The sequence below is a fragment of the Klebsiella indica genome, from assembly GCF_005860775.1.
Taxonomy (GTDB): Bacteria; Pseudomonadota; Gammaproteobacteria; order Enterobacterales; family Enterobacteriaceae; genus Klebsiella; species Klebsiella indica.
This window is the reverse complement of record NZ_VCHQ01000016.1, coordinates 162,624-184,003: the sequence shown is the minus strand read 5'-3', so window position 1 is coordinate 184,003 and position 21,380 is coordinate 162,624. Positions and strand designations below refer to the sequence as shown.

Annotated in this window: 20 protein-coding genes; 6 read left to right on the top strand and 14 right to left on the bottom strand. The window is 53.8% G+C overall.

All coding sequences use genetic code 11. The features are described 5' to 3' along the window. Positions 1-99 precede the first annotated feature (99 nt). The gene (locus FE839_RS13395) at positions 100-1,491 is read left to right on the top strand and encodes an L-cystine transporter (RefSeq protein WP_138361299.1); all 1,392 of its coding nucleotides are present in this window, start codon (positions 100-102) and stop codon (positions 1,489-1,491) included. A 333-nt stretch (positions 1,492-1,824) separates the two neighbouring features. Here FE839_RS13395 and cedA read toward each other — a convergent pair whose 3' ends face one another. The 8 genes from cedA to osmE form a co-directional block, all read right to left on the bottom strand. Then, positions 1,825-2,079: a cell division activator CedA gene (gene cedA, locus FE839_RS13390; RefSeq protein WP_138361298.1), complete on the bottom strand. Its 255-nt coding sequence runs from the start codon at positions 2,077-2,079 to the stop codon at positions 1,825-1,827. Positions 2,080-2,280: 201 nt separating this feature from the next. Then, positions 2,281-3,039 carry a chitin disaccharide deacetylase gene (gene chbG / locus FE839_RS13385; protein WP_138361297.1) on the bottom strand — a complete coding sequence of 253 codons (759 nt, stop codon included), beginning with the start codon at positions 3,037-3,039 and terminating at the stop codon, positions 2,281-2,283. A 12-nt stretch (positions 3,040-3,051) separates the two neighbouring features. Next, positions 3,052-4,398 carry a 6-phospho-beta-glucosidase gene (locus FE839_RS13380; protein WP_138361296.1) on the bottom strand — a complete coding sequence of 449 codons (1,347 nt, stop codon included), beginning with the start codon at positions 4,396-4,398 and terminating at the stop codon, positions 3,052-3,054. Positions 4,399-4,621: 223 nt separating this feature from the next. Further along, positions 4,622-5,461: a transcriptional regulator ChbR gene (chbR, locus tag FE839_RS13375; protein WP_277753114.1), complete on the bottom strand. Its 840-nt coding sequence runs from the start codon at positions 5,459-5,461 to the stop codon at positions 4,622-4,624. 12 nt (positions 5,462-5,473) lie between these two features. Then, positions 5,474-5,821, bottom strand: coding sequence for a PTS N,N'-diacetylchitobiose transporter subunit IIA (gene chbA / locus FE839_RS13370; RefSeq protein ID WP_138361294.1), 348 nt, complete (start codon positions 5,819-5,821; stop codon positions 5,474-5,476). 52 nt (positions 5,822-5,873) lie between these two features. Continuing rightward, positions 5,874-7,232, bottom strand: a complete 1,359-nt coding sequence (gene chbC, locus FE839_RS13365) for a PTS N,N'-diacetylchitobiose transporter subunit IIC (RefSeq protein WP_138361293.1) — start codon at positions 7,230-7,232, stop codon at positions 5,874-5,876. Between the two features lie 161 nt (positions 7,233-7,393). After that, positions 7,394-7,714, bottom strand: coding sequence for a PTS sugar transporter subunit IIB (locus FE839_RS13360; protein WP_138361292.1), 321 nt, complete (start codon positions 7,712-7,714; stop codon positions 7,394-7,396). A gap of 283 nt (positions 7,715-7,997) precedes the next feature. Next, the gene (osmE, locus tag FE839_RS13355; RefSeq protein ID WP_138361291.1) at positions 7,998-8,336 is read right to left on the bottom strand and encodes an osmotically-inducible lipoprotein OsmE; all 339 of its coding nucleotides are present in this window, start codon (positions 8,334-8,336) and stop codon (positions 7,998-8,000) included. A gap of 229 nt (positions 8,337-8,565) precedes the next feature. Here osmE and nadE point away from each other — a divergent pair, with 229 nt between their 5' ends. After that, on the top strand, positions 8,566-9,393 hold the full coding sequence (gene nadE, locus FE839_RS13350; protein WP_138361290.1) for an ammonia-dependent NAD(+) synthetase: 828 nt from the start codon (positions 8,566-8,568) through the stop codon (positions 9,391-9,393). 102 nt (positions 9,394-9,495) lie between these two features. Beyond that, complete coding sequence (gene cho, locus FE839_RS13345; RefSeq protein ID WP_138361289.1) at positions 9,496-10,356, top strand: excinuclease Cho; 861 nt, start codon at positions 9,496-9,498, stop codon at positions 10,354-10,356. A gap of 194 nt (positions 10,357-10,550) precedes the next feature. On the opposite strand, the gene spy is transcribed toward cho, so the two are convergent. The 6 genes from spy to astC all read right to left on the bottom strand — a co-directional run bounded on the left by spy (position 10,551) and on the right by astC (position 17,406). Further along, positions 10,551-11,033, bottom strand: a complete 483-nt coding sequence (gene spy, locus FE839_RS13340; protein WP_138361288.1) for an ATP-independent periplasmic protein-refolding chaperone Spy — start codon at positions 11,031-11,033, stop codon at positions 10,551-10,553. A 352-nt stretch (positions 11,034-11,385) separates the two neighbouring features. Then, positions 11,386-12,348 carry a succinylglutamate desuccinylase gene (astE, locus tag FE839_RS13335; protein ID WP_138361287.1) on the bottom strand — a complete coding sequence of 321 codons (963 nt, stop codon included), beginning with the start codon at positions 12,346-12,348 and terminating at the stop codon, positions 11,386-11,388. Between the two features lie 9 nt (positions 12,349-12,357). After that, the gene (astB, locus tag FE839_RS13330) at positions 12,358-13,683 is read right to left on the bottom strand and encodes an N-succinylarginine dihydrolase (RefSeq protein WP_138361286.1); all 1,326 of its coding nucleotides are present in this window, start codon (positions 13,681-13,683) and stop codon (positions 12,358-12,360) included. Then, the gene (astD, locus tag FE839_RS13325; protein ID WP_138361285.1) at positions 13,680-15,158 is read right to left on the bottom strand and encodes a succinylglutamate-semialdehyde dehydrogenase; all 1,479 of its coding nucleotides are present in this window, start codon (positions 15,156-15,158) and stop codon (positions 13,680-13,682) included. Before astD ends, astB begins: the two co-directional genes overlap by 4 nt. Next, positions 15,155-16,189, bottom strand: coding sequence for an arginine N-succinyltransferase (gene astA, locus FE839_RS13320; protein ID WP_138361284.1), 1,035 nt, complete (start codon positions 16,187-16,189; stop codon positions 15,155-15,157). Before astA ends, astD begins: the two co-directional genes overlap by 4 nt. Then, positions 16,186-17,406, bottom strand: a complete 1,221-nt coding sequence (gene astC, locus FE839_RS13315) for a succinylornithine/acetylornithine transaminase (protein ID WP_138361283.1) — start codon at positions 17,404-17,406, stop codon at positions 16,186-16,188. Before astC ends, astA begins: the two co-directional genes overlap by 4 nt. 438 nt (positions 17,407-17,844) lie before the next feature. Here astC and xthA point away from each other — a divergent pair, with 438 nt between their 5' ends. From xthA to gdhA, 3 genes are all read left to right on the top strand, one after another. Then, positions 17,845-18,651, top strand: a complete 807-nt coding sequence (gene xthA, locus FE839_RS13310) for an exodeoxyribonuclease III (protein WP_138361282.1) — start codon at positions 17,845-17,847, stop codon at positions 18,649-18,651. Positions 18,652-18,775: 124 nt separating this feature from the next. Next, positions 18,776-19,213: a pyrimidine (deoxy)nucleoside triphosphate diphosphatase gene (locus FE839_RS13305; protein ID WP_138361281.1), complete on the top strand. Its 438-nt coding sequence runs from the start codon at positions 18,776-18,778 to the stop codon at positions 19,211-19,213. Between the two features lie 509 nt (positions 19,214-19,722). Then, positions 19,723-21,066: an NADP-specific glutamate dehydrogenase gene (gdhA, locus tag FE839_RS13300; protein WP_138361280.1), complete on the top strand. Its 1,344-nt coding sequence runs from the start codon at positions 19,723-19,725 to the stop codon at positions 21,064-21,066. The last annotated feature ends 314 nt before the right edge of the window (positions 21,067-21,380 follow it).

Here is a 21,380-nt window from a genome sequence, read left to right as displayed (position 1 = left end):
CCATTTGGATATAAGTAAGGAAAGACGCCTTCTGCTACCCTTGCCGTCACAGGAATACGACATTGACCTACGGTCACAAAGGATATCAGGAGAACAGGAATGAATTTTCCATTAATAGCGAATGTTGTTGTGTTCGCGGTTTTACTGCTGGCGCTGGCGCAAACCCGGCATAAGCAGTGGAGTCTTGCTAAAAAAGTGCTGCTTGGTCTGGTTATCGGCGTTATTTTCGGTCTGGCGCTGCAGATTATCTATGGTTCCGGGCATCCGGTGCTGCAGGACTCTCTCCAGTGGTTCAATATCGTCGGCAACGGTTATGTGAAACTGCTGCAAATGATTGTTATGCCACTGGTGTTCGCCTCAATTCTGAGCGCGGTCGCCCGCCTGCATAATGCTTCACAGCTCGGTAAAATCAGCTTCCTGAGCATTGGTACGCTGCTATTCACAACCCTGATTGCCGCGCTGGTCGGAGTGCTGGTGACCAATATGTTTGGTCTGACCGCCGAAGGGCTGGTTCAGGGCGGCGCGGAAACTGCCCGTCTCAATGCCATTCAGAATAACTATGCCGGTAAAGTCGCGGACCTGAGCGTCCCGCAACTGATCCTCTCTTTTATCCCCAAAAACCCGTTTGCTGACCTCACCGGCGCAAACCCGACATCGATTATCAGCGTGGTTATTTTCGCGGCGTTTCTCGGCGTGGCCGCGCTGAAACTGTTGAAAGATGATGTGGCAAAAGGCCAGCGCGTACTCACTGCGATCGACACGCTGCAAAGCTGGGTTATGAAACTGGTGCGCCTGGTTATGCAGTTAACACCCTACGGCGTGCTGGCGCTGATGACCAAAGTGGTGGCGGGATCCAACCTGCAGGACATCATCAAACTCGGCAGCTTTGTTATCGCCTCCTACATTGGCCTGGGCATCATGTTCGTGGTACACGGGCTGCTGCTGGCGGTCAACGGCGTGAGCCCGCTGAAATACTTCCGAAAAGTCTGGCCGGTGCTCACCTTCGCCTTTACCAGCCGCTCCAGCGCGGCATCTATTCCGCTGAACGTTGAAACGCAAACCCGCCGTCTGGGCGTGCCGGAATCTATTGCCAGCTTCTCAGCATCGTTCGGCGCCACTATCGGTCAGAACGGCTGTGCGGGTCTCTACCCGGCGATGCTGGCCGTAATGGTCGCGCCGACTGTGGGTATTAATCCGCTCGATCCGCTGTGGATTGCTACCCTGGTGGGCATCGTTACCGTGAGTTCCGCTGGCGTCGCGGGCGTGGGCGGCGGCGCAACCTTTGCTGCGCTGATTGTCCTGCCGGCGATGGGTCTGCCAGTGACGCTGGTGGCGCTGTTAATCTCGGTTGAGCCGCTGATCGATATGGGCCGTACCGCGCTAAACGTGAGCGGTTCAATGACGGCGGGCACGCTGACCAGCCAGTGGCTACGTCAAACAGACAGAACAATTCTCGATAGCGAAGAAGATGCTGAACTGGTACACCGCTAATGGCAGGCCTGATGAGGATTGAGAGCGCAAACAGCGCTGATATCCTCAGTTCAGCGCCGTTCGGGGCTTAAGCAGGGATGATTACGGGTCAGAGGATATCAGTGAATCGGTGGTGCTGGCGAAGATGGCGCGTTTTTGTTTTCGCCTGATTTTGCTCCGTGGATTATTCCGTTCACTGCCCATACGAGGATATTGGCCATCTCCACGGCCTGCGAACCGTGTGGGGGCGTTTCACCCGCCCCCAACGAAAGAGCGAGAAACACTGTGAACCGCTTAACCGAACGGTATTACGGGGGACTCTCAATCGTTTTTTATTCTTACGGCGCCGCCTCCTCAGGCGCCTATTTCACCTTCCTGCCGCATTTGCGTCGCCCAGCGTTGCGCCGCTTCCGGCACATTAAAGGTGGGTGAACGACGAAAATGTTCGCCCATTAGCACAAAAGCGACATACTTACCCCGCAATAACCAGACATCGCGATATCCCTCAATCTTGATGGCGTGTTCCGGCGGTGCAGGCTCTACTCGGGGCACGTAGCTGATAATCTGGCGGTTTTGTTGGCGAAGAGGTTTCATCACAAATAGGTTCACTAAACAAAGCGGGGACAGAAACCACTATCATAGCCGAAAAAGCCTCCGTTCGTCGCCCCTTTGCATACTCGCCGTACAGATGTAAACCCTATAAAAAGCCGATCACTGCCACCCGGATATCAGAAAAAGGACAAAATTTCCGCAGTCTCTGTATAAAAGGCCCGGCAGCACCGCCGCCGGGCCGGCTGTCACCGACAACCACTACAGGTCGCAATACGTCCCGAGCCGATATCCACGCCCGGCTATGGCATACTTTAACGATTCGGATGTCAGCACATCCAGTTCGCTCAGACGCGGATAACAATAGGCGCTGCGCATAATCGTGTTATCAATAAATGCCGGATGACACATTACTTCCAGCGATTTTTCATCACGCTGAATAGAGGCATCCAGCGTTTGCAAAAATAGGGCTTCGGAAACCGCCTCGCCGTAAAAGTCGCGGGAAAAACCATCGCTGCTGCGCACCCTATCATGCGCCAGCGCTGAAGGCGCCACTTGCTGTCGGTCAATACGCAACGCAATCCCCTTGCGGGCGGCAAACGCCGCCACAATGGGGTAAATCTGCGCCATCATATGCACATGATGATGGCTGTCGATATGCGTCGGCTCGCAGCCAAACAGCTCGACAAACCGAGCAAACTGACACTCCAGCTCATACGCGATTTCATCCAGCGGCAGATTACCCGCTTCCGCCATCTCCCATATCCACTTGCCGAGACGCCCTTCACGCGTTAAACCCGGCATGGCCGACAGCGGTTCCCCCAGCGTCAGCACAAAATGCATCCCGACCGCCAGCTCCGGTGCACCGCGGCGAAGCTGCACGGCATGGCCGATCGCTTCACCGTTGACCAGTGCCGTTGTAGACGTAACCAAACCATTTTTGCAAGCTTCGATAATACCGTAATTTTGCCCCTTGCTGAGACCAAAGTCGTCGGCATTCACGATCAACACGCGCGCCATATACAGCTCCCGTTACTGTTTCAGTGTTTCGATAGTCGTCGCAAAGTTTGGCAGCCATTTCTCATGTGCGAGGATCATCTCCCGCGCCAGTTTTTCGGCATCGCGATCGGAGTGGATCAGCGGATTCAGGTTAAGCGCCAGCAAAACATCATCCAGCTTACCGCTGATTGCAGCGTCGCTGGCCGCCACCTCAAAACTCTTGATGGTATAAATCAACCCCAGCACTTTCTCATCGAAATGGGTGATGCGCGGCGTCGGTTTTGCGCCATCGCGGCCAAGCGTGCAGCTCATCTCTACCGCCCACTCTGCCGGAACGTTGTCGATGTGACCGTGGTGCGGCACATTCACGTAATGCTCAGTCTGTTTATCATTGTAGATAGCGTTGATGACTTCACAGGCTGCGTCGGAGTAATAGGCCCCGCCGCGTTGCTCAAGCTCTTTCGGCTTCACCTTCAGCGCCGGATTTTTGTACAGCTCGAACAGCTGCTTCTCAACTTTCTGCACCACCTGAGCGCGGGCGCCGCCTTTGTAGTATTCCCCCATTTCAATTGCCAGCATCTCTTTTGGCTTGAAGTAGTAAAGCAGGTAGGAGCATGGAATCAGGCGCAACGCGCGTATCAACCCTTCGCTAAACGGCAGGTCAAAGATATTTTTCACCGAATTAGCGGTCAGACGACCGGACGCCACGCCGTCCAGCAGTTCGTCAAAGCGCGAGACGCCGTTAACCAGCACATCGCGGACAAAGACCAGGTGATTCAGGCCAAACAGATCGATGTTAAGCACATCACTCGGGTTCAGTTTCAGCACATCGGTGATAAACATCTTCATACCAACAGGGATATTACACACGCCGATAAAGCGCTTAAAATCGGTGTGGCGACAGACGGCTTCAGTCACCATCCCTGCCGGGTTAGTGAAGTTGATAATCCAGGCCTTCGGGCAAATTTCCTGAACATCTTTCACAATATCAAATATCACAGGAATGGTGCGCAAACCTTTAAACAGCCCCCCCGCACCATTGGTTTCCTGACCTAAATAACCGTGACTCAGCGGAATTCGTTCGTCCTTCTCACGCGCCTTCAACTGACCGACGCGCAATTGGGTGGTAACGAAATCAGCCCCTTCCAGCGCCTTGCGACGGTCGAGAGTTTTGTAGACCTGCATCGGCACACCGGCTTTTTCAACCATCCGCTGACACATCGCATGGATAATATCGAGCTTTTCCTGCCCTTCCGCGACATCCACCAGCCACAGCTCGCTCACCGGCAGTTCATGATAACGCTTCAGGAACCCTTCCAGTAATTCCGGGGTATAGCTGCTGCCGCCGCCAATCGTCACGACCTTTAATTTCTGGCTCATATTTTTCTCCCTTGTGGACTACGCATATATAGCCGCCATATTTCAAAATGCAGATGTGTCGGCCGCGAATGACGCTCCCTGACGGGCAGCCGCCAGCAACGTTCAGGACGGTTAACCGTTTTGTCCTGCACCCCGAATGATTTTGACTATACGTTACCCACTCCCCGCGTAAATGCGGATAGTTAAGCTGGATATTTTGCTTACGCGAATATTTCGCGCCTGGTTAATTAATACTTGTAAGATGCTTCCGATAGCTACTGGGGGTAAATGAAGTCAGTTTCTTAAACGTTTTAATAAACAGACTGGGACTGCTGTACCCCGACTCATAGGCAATATCGGTCACTGAGTAATTCGTTATCTCTAACTGTTTCTTGGCAAAGTTGATACGGATATCGTTAATTATCTGCATTGGCGTTTTCGCATAATAACGCTGAGTTGCCCGGGTTAAATATTCCTGCGTTTTCCCGGAGGACTTCACCATATTTTCCAGCGCACATTCAGCAAACATAACTTTATCGTGCATACCTTCAACGGTATTTTTCAACCATTGTGGAATAAAATCCTCCTCTGGCTCCTCGCGATAATGCCGTAAACGATTGAGAGTATAAAACGATACCAGTTCAATAAATTCATCAAACTCGGTTTCGCGAAAATTCAGTGATGCAATAACCGACTCAATATAACTAAGAAACGAACTTTTAACGGTATAGACCTGGGAGGCAACCAGACCAAACGGCAGTAAAGGCAGGTAGTGTTTCTCAAAGAAACGTTTACTGATGCCTACGTTGAGAATGCGCGTCGCACCAAATTCATAAAAACTCTGGTGATGCGACCCCATTGGAATAAAGACAAAATCCCCGCGCTCCAGCAGCACCCGCTTACCATTAATGACCTGATAATAGCGCCCGGTCAACACAATGGTATATTCATAATAATCATGCTGGTGAAGCCCGCTGACGCTCTCCGTCTTGTTATAGATGACCACGTGAAAATTTTTGCCGTTAAAGAGTTGTTGCTCCCGGGCGGTACTGATTTCTGTGGTCATCATTTTTGGCTGCCTCATCGTGTCGATGACCTATTGTACCTTCTCATGCAGCTCAATCAATTCAGCGACCAGCTCGCGAGCCAGCATGGAAGTCATCAGATGATCTTGCGCATGAACCAGCACCAGACTCACTTTCATTTTGCCTTCACCTTCATCACTCTCGATTAATTGTGTCTGCACAAGGTGCGCTTCGCTCAACGCCATTCGCGACTGCTCCATCATCGCTTTGGCCGACGCGAACTTCCCCTGCTTTGCTTCCTTCAGCGCGGCATAAGCCAGGCTACGCGCCTGCCCGGAGTTAATGATCAATCCCATCACCACCTCTTCGAGGTCGTTGGCCGGGCGCTCTTCCTCTGCAATGTTATCCAGATCAAACATAATGACTCCCTCATTTCTCAGACGGTACGGGGATTTCCCGTACCGTGTAATGTCAGAATTTCAGTGCGTTAGCGATATCTTCTTCGCTCTCTTCCTGCTCAATCACGCCCTGCGCTTTGTTGGAAATCACCACAAACGGCAGGTAGACCAGGGTTGATATGGCAAGGTTAAACAGGGCCAGCAGCAGAGCGGCGACGCTGCCGTTCGTGTTAAAGAACGCGCCCAAACCGGTTGGCATGGTCCACGGCGCGATGTTGGTAATCGGCGGGATAACGCCCAGGGTATAAGCCGTCATGGTGATAGCCGCCAGCAGGGGCTGAATCAGAATGAATGGAATGAACATCACCGGGTTCATAATAATCGGCAGACCAAACAGAATAGGTTCGTTAATCTGGAAGATACCCGACGGCAGCGCCAGCTTCGCAACCTGACGATGATCCTCACGCCGTGAAGCGATAAAGATGGCGATAATCAGGCCCAGCGTCGCGCCGGTACCGCCGAGGAAAATATAGGAGTCCAGCATCGGTTTGGCCCACATATGGAAGGTTTTACCCGCAGCCAGCGCCGCGTCAACCGAACCATACTGCTGGTAGATTGCGATGTTTTCCAGCGCCCATGGCGTCATAATTCCGCTGTCCAGTGCCGACAGCGCCAGCGAACCATGTACGCCAAAGAACCACAGCAGGGAGGTGAAAATCACGTACGCCCAGCCGACAACTGCGCCCATTGCGGCCAGCGGCGTGGAGATGGTATCCATAATTATCTGATGGAAGTTAGTGCCCCAGTGCGTCAGCGCCCAGGAGATAATTCCCATAATAGACAGAATAATAAACGCCGGAATGACTGCGGAAAATGATCGGGAAACCGAAGCCGGTACGCTGGACGGCAGGGTGATCACCCAATTACGATGAACAATAAAAGTGAACATCTCCGCCACCACCAGGCCGATAACAATACCTGAAATGATATTGGCGCCGCCTAACCAGTTCGCGCCGACAGCGTAAGCCTCGCCAACGCTATAAGGGGTCACGGTCATAAATGCCGCGATAGCCAATAATCCTGCCGCCATCGGGTCGACTTTGCGCTCTTCCGCCAACGCAGAACCAATAAAGAAAGGCGCCATCAGCGACATAATGCCGAGCGTGCCGTTATAAACGTTACCACCGATTGCTTTAAAACCGTTTAGCGTTTCAATGGTGGAAGCATCCAGACGAATGCCCATTGAATAAAAGAAAGAACCTTCACCAAAACTCAGAAATACGTTATTAATTAAAACAAACATGGCCCCGGCCAGCGTCAATGGCATTAACTTAATAAAACCATTTTTAATTGCATTGACGTGTGGCTGCCTTCCTATTTTAACAGCAAACGGAAGGAGTACCTTTTCAAGCGAATCAATCACTTTACTCATAATAAATACCCTTTAAGGCCGCAATATATTTATTGCGGCGATGGCCGATAAAATTACTCTTTGACGGGAAAATAAACTCTCTTCATTCCGGATAACAGTATATTTGTCCTCCCTTGTGTGGTTATCAGCATTACCCGGAAAAATCGAGTTTTAAAATAAAATTATTGCGCAGCCGCTTTTTTAATGGCCGCAACGGCTTCTTTCAAAACGCCTAAACCATCGACTTTACCGTATAAAATAGAATCAATAACAGCCACAGGTTTATTTGGCAGTAAACGCTGGATATCCGGCAGCATATAGGCGATCTGCGGGCCTAACAGAACAACATCGGCCTCGGGTCCCTTTTCACCGGCTAAGGTTTCCGGAAATGCTTCGATAATAACCGGCACCGCATATTTCTCGGCCTGCGCTCGCATTTTAGATACCAGTAGTGACGTAGACATACCGGCTGAACAGAACAGGTAGATATGTTTCTTTTCCATCAACGCTTCCTCAATTGCTGTGACCTGCTCTCTTCAGCATTTTTATGCCGGAGAGGCGGTAAGAAATATTGCTGCGAATTAATATTGTTGATGCAGTGAGTATATAGTATCGTTCTTCGCGCGGATAATTCCTCCTTGAACAGAATTGTCTCTCATTGACCTTACGTTATGACTACCTTCACATTTCCCTCAAATAATTCGCGCAATTAAATAAGCAACATCATGCATGAAAAAAGCCTGGACAAAGGCCAGGCTTAGGGGAAATCAGCAGTATGGCGAGATCTTACTTGCTGGTGGCTGGGTCAGTATCATACTCAGCACAGGTCTGGTAGCCGGAATTCATTACATGGCCGGTATCATCCAGGGCAACAAAGTAGGTTTCAATTTTACCATCACGTTGACCCAGAATGTAGGTCTGGCAGGTCCCACGCGCATGAATCATGGTGACTTCTGATGAAGGTTTACCGGCGATCTGCATCACCTGCGCGCGGGTCATCCCCTTTTTAACATCTTTAACGACCGGCTGCGTGAACTGATCTTTGGTGCGGTCATAGGCCGTACACCCTGCCAGCATGGTTAATACTGCTGCTGCGCCGAGAAATCCTGCGAAATGCTTGTTCATATTCCATCCTCTTTTTTTGGCGTGTTAATAAGCCTGGAATAAATGTCGTTATTTTTCAAGCCGAAGGTAGAAATGAGCAAAAATTAAGAGCTTTCCAATAAAATAATCTATGCCATTGAGATCGCCTGCTTTTACACCACTCAAAACGGTGATCCTTGTTGTTTTACCGTCAAAGAGGTAGCTTAAACCTTTGCTGATTGCCAAACTGATTCACTTCCGGGAGGGCGCGATGACGCTACAACAAGAGATTATTCAGGCGCTGGGCGTAAAACCCCAGATCGATGTCGAAAGCGAGATACGCCGCAGCGTAGACTTTCTCAAATCTTATCTACAGCGGTATCCTTTTATTAAATCACTGGTGCTCGGCCTCAGCGGCGGCCAGGACTCAACGCTAACCGGTAAATTGTGTCAACAGGCCATCAGCGAACTGCGCGCGGAAAGCGGCGACAGCAGCCTGCAGTTTATCGCCGTTCGTCTGCCATACGGCGTACAGGCGGATGAGCAGGACTGCCAGGATGCCATCGCGTTTATTCAGCCGGATCGCGTTTTAACGGTCAATATTAAAGGGGCCGTGCTCGCCAGCGAACAGGCGCTGCGCGAGGCGGGAATCGAGCTTAGCGACTTTGTTCGCGGCAACGAGAAAGCCCGCGAACGCATGAAGGCGCAATACAGCATTGCCGGCATGACCCAGGGCGTCGTCGTGGGAACTGACCACGCAGCGGAAGCGGTGACCGGATTCTTCACCAAATACGGCGATGGCGGTACGGATATTAACCCCATCTTCCGCCTCAACAAACGTCAGGGCAAACAGCTGCTGGCTCATTTCGGTTGCCCGGAGCATCTGTATAAAAAATTGCCGACCGCCGATCTTGAAGATGACCGCCCCTCCCTGCCGGACGAAGTCGCGCTGGGGGTAACCTATGAAAATATTGACGACTATCTGGAAGGCAAAACGCTGGATGAAAAAATCGCTAAGACCATCGAAAGCTGGTATCTGAAAACCGAACATAAACGTCGGCCGCCGATTACCGTTTTCGACGATTTCTGGAAAAAATAATTCCCGCTCTTTTCACCCCGATTTTGATCGGGGTGAGTTTTGAACTTCCCGCCTCTTTACTCGCCTGCTATACTGTACAGATAAACAGCATCAGGAGTAAGAGTGGCAAGAAGGCAATCCGCGCCGCGTCTTGAGTTTGAAGCGGCGGCAATTTATACATACCCTGAACACCTGCGTCCGTGGCTCGACGCATTGCCAAAGCAGCCCGGCGTTTATCTGTTCCACGGCGAAAGCAATAGCCTGCCTCTCTATATCGGCAAAAGCGTCAATATCCGTAGCCGGGTACTGTCGCACCTGCGAACCCCCGACGAAGCGGCGATGCTGCGCCAGGCCCGGCGAATTACCTGGCAACGTACAGCGGGTGAACTCGGCGCGCTATTATTAGAAGCGCAGTTGATTAAAACGCAGCAGCCGCTTTTCAATAAACGTTTACGGCAAAACAGACAATTGTGCGCATTACGCCTTACTGACGCACGCCCGCAGGTCGTTTATGCCCGCGAGCTTGATTTCTCGCATGAAAGTAATCTCTATGGTCTCTTTGCCAACCGACGCGCGGCGCTGCAGGCATTGCAAAAAATCGCTGACGAGCATCGCCTTTGCTATGGGTTAATGGGGCTGGAGCCGCTAAGCCGCGGTCGCGCCTGTTTTCGCTCGGCGCTGGGCCGCTGTGCCGGCGCCTGTTGCGGTAAAGAGCGTCCCGAGGATCATCATCAGCGGCTGCTGGCAAATATGGAAAAGATGCGGCTGGTATGCTGGCCGTGGGCCGGAGCGATCGCGCTGGAAGAGAAGAGTGACGATATGACCCAATACCACGTCATTCATAACTGGCTGTGGCTGGGCGCCGTAGATTCTCTTTCGCACGCGCCGGCGCTGACGCGCCTGTCGGCAAAATTTGATCATGACGGTTATAAAATACTGTGTAAGCCGCTGTTAAGCGGCCAGTATCCGCTCCATTCGCTGTGAGAAATAGCGGATTGTTAGTCGTCTCCTTTCGCGTCGTGAAGGCTAAACGTCCCGGCGTGGCTGTTAAACTCTGCCGGGCAAGCGAAGCGCCCTCAGTTCAGGCCCCGTTCTCAGATAAAGAAAAACCGCCGATCCTGCCCAACGCCTGTTGGCATAATTGGGCAAGACCGGCGGTCTTAAATCAGCGCGCTGAATTATTCAGCGGGTGCAGGCATCTTACCTTCCGGCGCTTTACGTTCTGTCAGATGCTTCTCAAAATTGGCATTGAACTGTTTTTTCTGTTCCGGCGTCAGAATGTTGTAAATCTTGTTCTGGGTTTCCAGACGGGCCAGCGCCATCTCTTTGTGCTGGGCTTCCATCTTCTCAATCTGCGCTTCCGCCTTTGCCTTGTCGAAGGTATCGCTGGCGATGAGATCGTGCATTGCGCGGCGTTCATCCAGCAAAGGACGCTTCATCTGCTCACGCTGGCTCTTCATAATATCGCGGATTTGCGCTTTCTGCGCATCGGTCAGGTTCAGACCTTTAAACATCATTTCGTGTGGGGCGCCAGGTCCGCGTTTATGATGCAGCATCGGCTTGCCGTCGGCTGGTGCGGCGGAGGCATCTGCCGCATGCGCCAGGTTAGCCGCGCCCAGCGCCAGAGTAGAGGCAACAAACAGTGCAGTAATCTTCTTCATCGTTAAATCCTTACTTTGCGTTATTCTTACGGCGCGTTGCCGTGTTGACGAGATAAACTTTACGGTATTTATCGTCAATTAGTCAGAACAAGCGTAAAACAATGAAAGTGTAAAAAACATTTTCTCATCAATTGTGGAGGAAATATGGAAAACAAGGAGATAAACGCAAGAAAAAATAACTAACAGACTGTTTTATATATAAATCAAGTGAATTATAAAACAGCAGGGATTGAAAAAAAAGAATTAAACCAGGAATAATCTGTAATCAATCAACAGAAGAACAAAAAATAACATTACGGGATAAAAACAAACCACAAAATAAATTCTGTCGCCCGCCCGGACGACAGCATATTCAGCAGCGTTCCAGCATCAGCCCGGCGCGCTGTCCGCAGGCGACGCCGGGGTTGGGAAACAGTACATACTCCTGCGCTTTTGCCGCCACGTAACGAGTATCGCCATCTTCAGCAAGCAACGTCCCTGCTCTGAATGGCGTGAAATTCAGGGTTTGCGCCGACATATATAACTGAAACTTGTCGCTGCTGCGGGTGATCTGCTGCACCACCCGGTAGCGCAGTGGCATATTCCCCTCTCCCGCCCCCCTATCGCCAGCCAGCAGACGTAGTAGCGCATGCTGCGTGGCGCTAAACTGACTCAGTTCGTTGTCGCCAAACGGTAGCGCCTTTCCCAGTTCCAGGGTACAGGAGTACGCGCCGAAACGTTCACTGCTGAAATGCGTAAACGTTCCCCCCGGTCGCTGATGAAATACCAGCGCTTCCAGCCCCGCGCCCCCCAGCCAGCGCAAAAAAAACTCATCCCATGGTTTTTCCCGCGCCGGAAGGACGCCAAAGCGGGTATGCAGAGAACCGCGAATCGCAGTATGTAAATCAAGGTGCCAGCGTTCACCGGAACCTGCCTGATAAAAGCGGGTCAGCACATGCTCCAGTTGCCGGGCACGGGCGGTTTCATCGCTGGGGCTAAATGACCGCCAGCGCTCGCCGAACATGCGGTTGATATCGCTATGCATATAGCGCTGGTTGGCTCTCAGCGCAGGCGGATTACCCAGCACCACCAACAGCCGCCAGCGCAGCGGCGACTCCCCGCCGCACAGCTGGCGCAGCAGTAAATCAGTGATTTCAACCGGTGCGGTTTCATTACCATGAAGCCCGGATGACAAAACCAGCGAACCTTCACACGGTTCATGGGGGATGAGCTGTAAAATACCCCAGTCAATCCACTGCCAGCGAAAGCGCGCGGTTTGACCATGAAAATGGTGAGGCAGACGCCCCGACAGAGTTAATGCCAGAAAATCTTCCACAACGCCTCCTTATTGCTGGAACGGATAGACTGACCCCAGACGCAAAATTTGCGTTAAGCGGTCGAGCGCTTCGCATCCTTCGCTCAGCAGTTGGGGATCGGCCAGATCGGCCTGAGTCAGGCGATCGCGATAATAGCGTTCCACCCAGGCATTAAGCGTCGCTAACAGCGCATCGTTGATCATAACCGCCGGATTCACCGCCCGTAGCTCCCTTTCATTCAAGACGACCCGCAAGCGCAAACACGCTGGTCCGCCGCCGTTAGCCATGCTTTCACGCAGATCGAACACCTGTAACTCATCAACTGGATTATCGCCATCAACCAGCCGATTCAGATAACGCCAGACGCCGGGGTGCTCTTGTGCCTCCAGCGGCAGAATAAGCCGCATCCCGCCCTGCGGCTTACTTAACAACTGGCTGTTAAACAGATAGGTCGCCACCGCGTCTTCAACGGAGACCTGGCTTGCGGGCACGACGATCGGCGTAAATCCGTCAACCTGCCGGGCCAGCTGTTGCAGAAGTTGCGGTTGGTCAACAAACGCCTGTTCATGGCAGAACAACACCTGCTGATTGCTTACCGCGATCACGTCGTTATGAAAGACGCCTTTATCGATCACCGCCGGGTTTTGTCGGGCGAAAATCAGTTGCCGGGGATTAACCTGGTTCAGACGGGCGACAGCCTGGCTGGCTTCCAGCGTTTGCCGCGCCGGATAACGCCGCGGGTTGTCCTCGCCTCCCTGCTGGCGACCATAAACAAATAGCTGCACGCCCGGCGCACCATACTCGCCGCCGAGACGGTTATGATTTGCCGCCCCTTCATCGCCGAACAGCGCCACCTGAGGCAACGCCCCGTGTACGGCGAACTGCTGCTCATCGGGAAAAATCGCCCGCAGCAGCGCTTCCGTGGTCGGCGCTTCGCTGGCGCGATGGAATTTATCATGCAGACTGGCGACGGTCAGATGCACCCGGCCATCCAGCGTATCGGCAGAGGGCGAAACCGTAGCGGCGTTTGCCACCCACATTGATGATGCTGAGCTCGCCGCCGAAAGCAGATCCGGCGCCTGACGCGCCGCTTTTTCCAGCACCTGCGCATCGCTGCCGCGAAAGCCAATCTGGCGTAATAACGGGATATTTGGCCGCTCCTGCGGTGGGATCAGCGCCTGCGGATAGCCCGCATCCGCCAGGGCTTTCATCTTCTTCAGCCCCTGCTTTGCCGCCAGTTGGGGATTCGACATCCGATAGCGATGCTTAGTCGAAGCTTCGTTGCCAAAGGATAATCCCGCATAGTGGTGAGTCGGGCCCGGCAGCCCGTCAAAATTCACTTCCCAGGCTTTCATCGCGATACCTCCTGCCGGAAATCCAGCCCCGGACTCAGCGTTGTCGGTAACGACAGCGTTGGCGACTCCAGGCTGGCCATCGGCCAGGCGCAATAATCGGCGGCATACCACGCTCCCGGACGATGGTTACCAGACGCCCCGGTGCCGCCAAACGGCGCGGTGCTGGCGGCGCCGGTCAGCGGTTTATTCCAGTTAACGATACCGGCCCGCGCCTCCAGCAGCAGACGGTCAAATCTGGCGCGCTCGGCAGAGATCAGCCCGCAGGAAAGCCCGAATCGGGTGTCGTTGGCCAGGGCAATAGCGTCATCGAATGAGTCATAGCGCCAGACGCAGAGCAGTGGACCGAAAACCTCTTCATCCGCCGTCAGCGTCGCCTCGCTCATCTCGATAATACCCGGCGTCAGTAGCGAGGTTCCGGCCTGCAACAGACGCGGTTCCAGCAGCGTCCTGCCGCCGTTTGCCACATGATCCAGCCACGCCTGATGCACCTTTTGCGCCGCCTGCGGCGAAATTAATCCCCCCATAAAAGGCTGAGGTTCCGCATCCCACGTGCCGGGGATTATTTTTTGTGACACTGTCACCAGCCGCTGTAAAAAGGCGTCCCCCGCTTCACCGCGTTTCACCAGCAGCCGGCGCGCACAGGTGCAGCGCTGCCCGGCGGTAATAAACGCCGACTGAATCGTCAGATACACAGCGGCATCAATGTCCTGCGGCTCATCAACAATCAACGGATTATTGCCGCCCATCTCAAGGGCGAGAATTTTTTCCGGCTGTCCGGCCAGTTGCCGGTGCAGTTGAAAGCCGGTGGCGGAACTACCGGTAAACAGTAGCCCGTCGATATCCGCCTGGCTGCTCAGGGCTTCGCCCGTTTCCCGCCCTCCCTGGAGCAAATTAAGCACACCTGGCGGCAAACCCGCTTCAGTCCATAGTTTCACCACCGCCTCGCCGCTCTGCGGGGTCAGTTCGCTGGGTTTAAACACCACGGTATTCCCCGCCAGCAGCGCCGGTACGATATGCCCGTTAGGCAGATGTCCGGGGAAATTATAGGGGCCGAATACCGCCAGCACGCCGTGCGGCCGATGGCGCAGCGTCGCCGCCCCCTCTGCCATTGCGGTCTGCGCTTCCCCCGTGCGGCGATGATAAGCATTCACCGAAATCGCGATTTTGTTAATCATCGCGGTAATTTCCGTTTCCGCCTCCCAGCGCGGCTTAGCCGTTTCCTGAGCGATAATCGCCGTCAATTGCGTTTTGTTCGCCTCCAGCAGCGCGGCAAACTTTTCCGCGATAGCCTTACGGGCGACAAATGGCTGGCGCGCCCACGCAGGAAACGCCTGACGTGCGGCGCTGACCGCCAGCGCAACCTGCTCAGCATCGGCGTCATTACCCTGCCAAAGTAATGCCTGGCTCACCGGGTTACTTTTACTGCGCACCGGGCCGTGACCGCGTTGCCATTGACCGTTAATCCATAAACTCATGATGTTTTCTCCTCAGCGCACAGGCGAACCAGACGGATTTGGTCACCAGCGCGGCATTTCAGGGCGTCCTGTTCACGCGGGTTCAGCGCGACACGATGGCTGTCGGGGTCAGCATGAACCAGAATGGCGCGGAACTGCTGGTACTGTTCATTAGCGGCCAGGCAAAGCGGCCACTCGCCGGGGGCAGGTTGTCCTTGTGCAACGGTAACCAGCCGACTTTCACGGATAGCCCGCACCCGGTCAATCTCGCACTCCAGCGTCGGCCCGCCGTCGAAGATATCGACGTAATTCAGATAGCGGAATCCCTCTTTCTCCAGCACCGCGCGCGCCGGGGCCGTTTGCGGATGCACCTCGCCGATCGCCGCCTGCGCCTCGGCGGATAAAAAATCGATATACAGCGGATGTTTCGGCATCAGCGCGGCAATAAACGCTTTTTGTCCGGTACCGCACAGATAGTCGGCGCGGGTGAACTCCATCGCAAAAAAGCGCTTACCGAGGCTTTCCCAGAATGGCGAATAGCCATGCTCATCGATCACCCCACGCATCTCCGCCACCACTTTTTCATTAAAGCGTTGGCGAAAAGCGGCCATAAACAGAAAACGCGATTTCGACAGCAGGTAGCCGTTACCCGCCTTACGCCATTTCGGGGCGAGGAATAAGGTACACAGTTCGCTGCTGCCGGTATGATCGTTACTGAGAAACAGCGTCGGCATGGCGTTGTACACATTCAGCGCTTTCGAGGCATGAACCTGGGTGCCGACACGATAGTTGTACCAGGGGTCATTGAGGCCTACTGCCACCTCAATAGCGCAGATCCCCGCGATATCGCCGCTGGCGCAATCTTCAAGGACGAACACATAGCCCTGCTCGCTTTTCGGCAGTGCGTCGCGCCAGGTTAGCTGCGCGCGCTCAATCCGCGCCGCCAACGCGGCTTCATCAGCGGGCAGTGACGTCAGGCCACCGCCAGTCTCGCCAGCCAGGGCCATCAACCCCGGCAGATCCTCTTTTTCTACAGGACGGATCACCATCATGATAAGACCCTCGCGAGAAAGTGCTCACAGGCCCGATCAAAGCGATCCAGCCCGCGATTAATCTCTTCTTCACTGACGATCAACGCTGGCGCAAAGCGCACCACGCTGGCACCGGCAATCAGGATCATCAGCCCCTCTTCCGCCGCCTGATGACTGATGGCTTTCGCCTTTCCGGCATATTCGTCTTTCAGCTCGCAGCCAATCAACAACCCGAGTCCACGGATCGCTTTAAACAAGCCGTAGCGGGCGTTAATGGCATTCAGCCGTTCGCTGAACCACTGATGACGCAGCTTAACGCCGTTGAGCACCGCCGGAGTATTAACGATGGAGAGCACTTCCCCCGCCACCGCGCAGGCCAACGGGTTACCGCCATAAGTGGTACCGTGAGTGCCGACGGTCATTACGCTGGCGCAGCGCGCCGTTGCCAGCAACGCGCCAATCGGGAAGCCGCCGCCCAGCGCTTTAGCCGTAGAGAGCACGTCAGGCGTGACGCCGTAGTGCATATAGGCGTACAGCTCGCCGGTGCGCCCGACACCGGTCTGCACCTCATCGAATATCAACAGCGCATTGTGCGCATCGCACAGTTCGCGTAAACCACGCAGAAAATCCGCATCCGCGGGCACTACTCCGCCTTCACCCTGCATCGGCTCAACGATTACCGCGCAGGTATCGTCGTTAATCAGCGCCTTTGCCGAATCGAGGTCGTTGTAGATGGCATGCTGGATTTGCGGCGGCAGCGGCGCAAAATCCTGCGAATAGGCAGGCTGGCCGCCAGCGGAAACGGTGAACAGCGTGCGCCCGTGAAAAGCATTTTTGAATGCCACGATACCGCTTTTCTGGCTGCCAAAATGGTCGTGGGCGTATTTGCGCGCCAGTTTTAGCGCCGCTTCATTGGCTTCTGCCCCGGAATTACAGAAGAAAACCCGGTCGGCAAAGGTGGCATCAATCAGCCGTTTCGCCAGACGCAGTACCGGCTCATTAGTATAACCGTTGCCGGTGTGCCAGAATTTCCCCGCCTGTTCGCTCAATGCGTTAATCAACTGCGGATGCGCATGACCGAGGGCGTTAACCGCAATACCGCCGGCAAAATCGATATACTCTTTCCCCTGCTGATCCCACAGGCGTGACCCTTCGCCGCGTACCGGAATAAAAGCCGCTGGCGCGTAAACGGGCATCATCCATTCATCAAAATGGCTACGCGTAATTGACTGACACATATCGACCTCTCCGGTAAATAAAAAGTTTAAATAATGTTAAATTTTATGTTTGTTACGCTGTAAATGTAGATTGCACGGTTCATGCCAGCCAGAGAAGAAAATGCATAAAGTGAAGTCGACAACGAAATATCAATAAGTTACAAGCACCTATTATTCACCTAAAATGCATAAAAAGTGAATAAAAACACAAAATACACATTTAATAGTGGAAAAAAAAGAAAGATTATTCATATGTAAGATATAATTCTGCAATTGTGATCAGAGACGAAATTTACCGGCAATATTCGCCCTTTTTTGGCGCATCGCGCTGCATAATGGTGCGCAGTTGGCCAGCTCGCCAATGGCTGCAATTGGCAGAATAAACTGCCTTAACGAAGCCAGGGCGGCGAATTTCTGCTACCATCCCTGCACTATTCACCTTGCACAGTGGCAGCGACTATGAAATTTGTCTCTTTTAATATCAACGGCCTGCGTGCCCGCCCTCATCAGCTGGCCGCCATCATCGATAAACACCAGCCCGCCGTCATCGGCCTGCAGGAAACCAAAGTTCACGACGATATGTTTCCGCTCGAAGAAGTGGCGAAACTTGGTTACAACGTTTTTTATCACGGGCAAAAAGGCCATTACGGCGTCGCGCTGCTGACCAAAGAAACGCCCGTCTCCGTGCGTCGCGGCTTCCCGAACGATGGTGAAGACGCCCAGCGCCGGATTATCATGGCGGAAGTCCCTTCCCCGTTTGGCAATGTTACGGTGATTAACGGCTACTTCCCCCAGGGAGAGAGCCGCGATCACGCAACCAAATTCCCGGCTAAGGCGGCGTTTTATCAGAATTTGCAACACTATCTCGATAACGAACTGAATAAAGACAATCCGGTGCTGATCATGGGCGATATGAACATCAGCCCAACCGATCTCGATATCGGCATCGGTGAAGAGAACCGTAAACGCTGGCTGCGCACCGGTAAGTGTTCATTCCTGCCGGAAGAGCGTGAATGGATGGATCGTCTGCTGGGCTGGGGTCTGGTGGATACATACCGCCACGCCAACCCGCAAGACAACGCGCATTTTTCGTGGTTTGACTATCGTTCGAAAGGATTTGACGACAACCGCGGTCTGCGTATCGACCTGTTGCTGGCCAGCACCCCGCTGGCGCAGCGCTGTATCGAAACCGGTATCGACTACGAAATCCGCGGGATGGAAAAACCCTCCGACCATGCGCCGGTATGGGCGACCTTCAAAGCGTAAATTATTGCTGTCAGTAAGGCGGCGGCATTGATCAATGGTTTTCAGGCGGATTTAAGATTGTCTGGAAGGGAAGATATAAGGATGGCGATAATAAGCCCCTATTACGTACAGTACGATGACTCACATGCTCAAAACCATTGATGTTGTAGCCGCCATTATCGAACATAACGGGCAAATTTTGCTGGCGCAGCGGCCCCCGCACGCCGATCAACCGGGAATGTGGGAATTTGCCGGTGGAAAAGTTGAACCCGGCGAGACCCAGGCGCAGGCGCTGACCCGCGAGCTTCAGGAGGAACTGGGGATCCACGCTCATCCAGCGCGTTATATCGCCAGCCATCAGCGTGAAGTGTCCGCGCGCCTGATTCACCTTCATGCCTGGTGGGTTCCGCATTTTAGCCCGGCCCCCACTGCTCGCTACCACAGCCAGCTATGCTGGTGCTCGCCGCAGGACGCGTTAACCTTCAATCTCGCCCCAGCGGACATTCCCCTGCTGGAAGCCTTTATCGCCCGGCGTCCTGCATTGTTACCCGATGATTTATGCCGGGCCAGTCATCGTTTTTAATTATGACCAATACGCAATCATAAAAATTCCTTTCTGAACAATTTTTCCTTGCTCAACTAACGATTTCCAGTGGTATAGTCGAAAAATCGGCCTTTTCAAGGGCCGAATAATAATAAATATACTCTAAATAATTCGAGTTGCATGAAGGCGGCAAGAGAGTAAATCCCCAGGAGCATAGATAGCTATGTGACTGGGGTGAACGATCGCAGCCAACACACATGCAACTCGAAGTATGACGAGTATATACAGCTAATCATTCTGCCTGCACGATAGCGGCAAGGACGAGGCTCACGCACAGGCCGCGCATCTTTGCCGTTAATCATAAAGCGGGCACAGGGATGACATGTATATACCCTAAATTATTCGAGTTGCAGGAAGGCGGCGACGCAGTGAATCCCCGGGAGCGTACTCCAGTACGTGACTGGGGTGAACGAGGAAAGCCAACGCACATGCAACTTGAAGTATGACGGGTATAGATGCGATCACAACCATAAGAGGAACTTATATCAATGGATCAGATGTGCACTCTGGAAAACTTTCTCGCCCGCGTTCAACAGCGCGATCCCCATCAAACTGAATTTGCTCAGGCCGTTCGCGAGGTGATGACCACCCTGTGGCCTTTCATTGAGGAAAACCCACGCTATCGTCAGCTGAATTTGCTGGAGCGTCTGGTTGAGCCGGAGCGGGCTATCCAGTTTCGCGTCGTTTGGGTTGATGACCGTAACCAGGTTCAGGTTAACCGCGCATGGCGCGTACAGTTCAACTCCGCTATCGGCCCGTATAAAGGCGGCATGCGTTTCCACCCTTCAGTCAATTTGTCGATACTCAAATTCCTTGGTTTTGAACAAACCTTCAAAAACGCCCTGACCACCCTGCCGATGGGCGGCGGTAAAGGCGGCAGCGACTTCGATCCTAAAGGTAAGAGCGACGGCGAAGTAATGCGCTTCTGCCAGGCGCTGATGACCGAACTCTATCGCCACCTCGGCCCGGATACTGACGTACCTGCCGGCGATATCGGCGTGGGCGGGCGTGAAGTCGGCTTTATGGCCGGAATGATGCGTAAACTCTCCAACAACAGCGCCTGCGTGTTCACCGGCAAAGGCCTCTCCTTCGGCGGCAGCCTGATTCGCCCGGAAGCAACCGGTTACGGCCTGGTATACTTCACTGAAGCGATGCTCAAGCGCCACGGCATGGGCTTTGAGGGAATGCGTGTATCGGTTTCCGGTTCCGGTAACGTTGCTCAGTATGCGATTGAAAAAGCGATGGCGTTGGGCGCGCGCGTGATCACCGCTTCTGACTCCAGCGGCACCGTGGTGGATGAAGCGGGCTTTACCACTGAAAAACTGGCTCGCCTGTGTGAAATCAAAGCCAGCCGCGATGGTCGCGTGTCCGACTATGCCCGCGAGTTTGGCCTGACCTATCTTGAAGGCAAGCAGCCGTGGTCCGTACCGGCGGATATTGCCTTGCCCTGCGCCACACAGAACGAACTGGATGTTGACGCCGCGCGTCAGTTAATCGCTAACGGCGTGAAAGCGGTGGCCGAAGGCGCCAATATGCCGACCACCATTGCCGCCACTGACCTGTTCCTCGACGCAGGCGTGCTATTTGCGCCGGGTAAAGCGGCTAACGCCGGCGGCGTGGCGACCTCTGGTCTGGAAATGGCGCAGAACGCCGCGCGCATGGGCTGGAAAGCGGAGAAAGTGGATGCCCGTCTGCATCACATCATGCTGGATATCCACCATGCCTGCGTGGAGTACGGCGGCGACGCGAAGCAGACCAACTACGTGCGCGGGGCAAATATCGCCGGTTTCGTCAAAGTCGCGGACGCGATGCTGGCGCAGGGTGTGATTTAACGCTGAGAGTCGTCAGAAGCGGATGGCTTCGGCTGCGGGTGATCAGCGCGATGCCCCGGTTTCCCATAATGCTGGTCCGTTAAGGGCCGTCAGTTGTGTTTATAACTGGTTGAGCGGTTCTGTCAATCGGTGGTTATGGCGAACATGGCGCGTTTTTCGTTTTCGCCCATTCAGATTCCGTGGTCTGTTCCGTTCACGATAAATTCACGGATATTCGTTATATCCACAGCGTGTGAACGGGCAGGGGGACGTTTCGCCCGTCCCCCTGCACCCCCGGCATTGCGCTGAAAACCTGCCGCTGCGCGGTCCGCTCC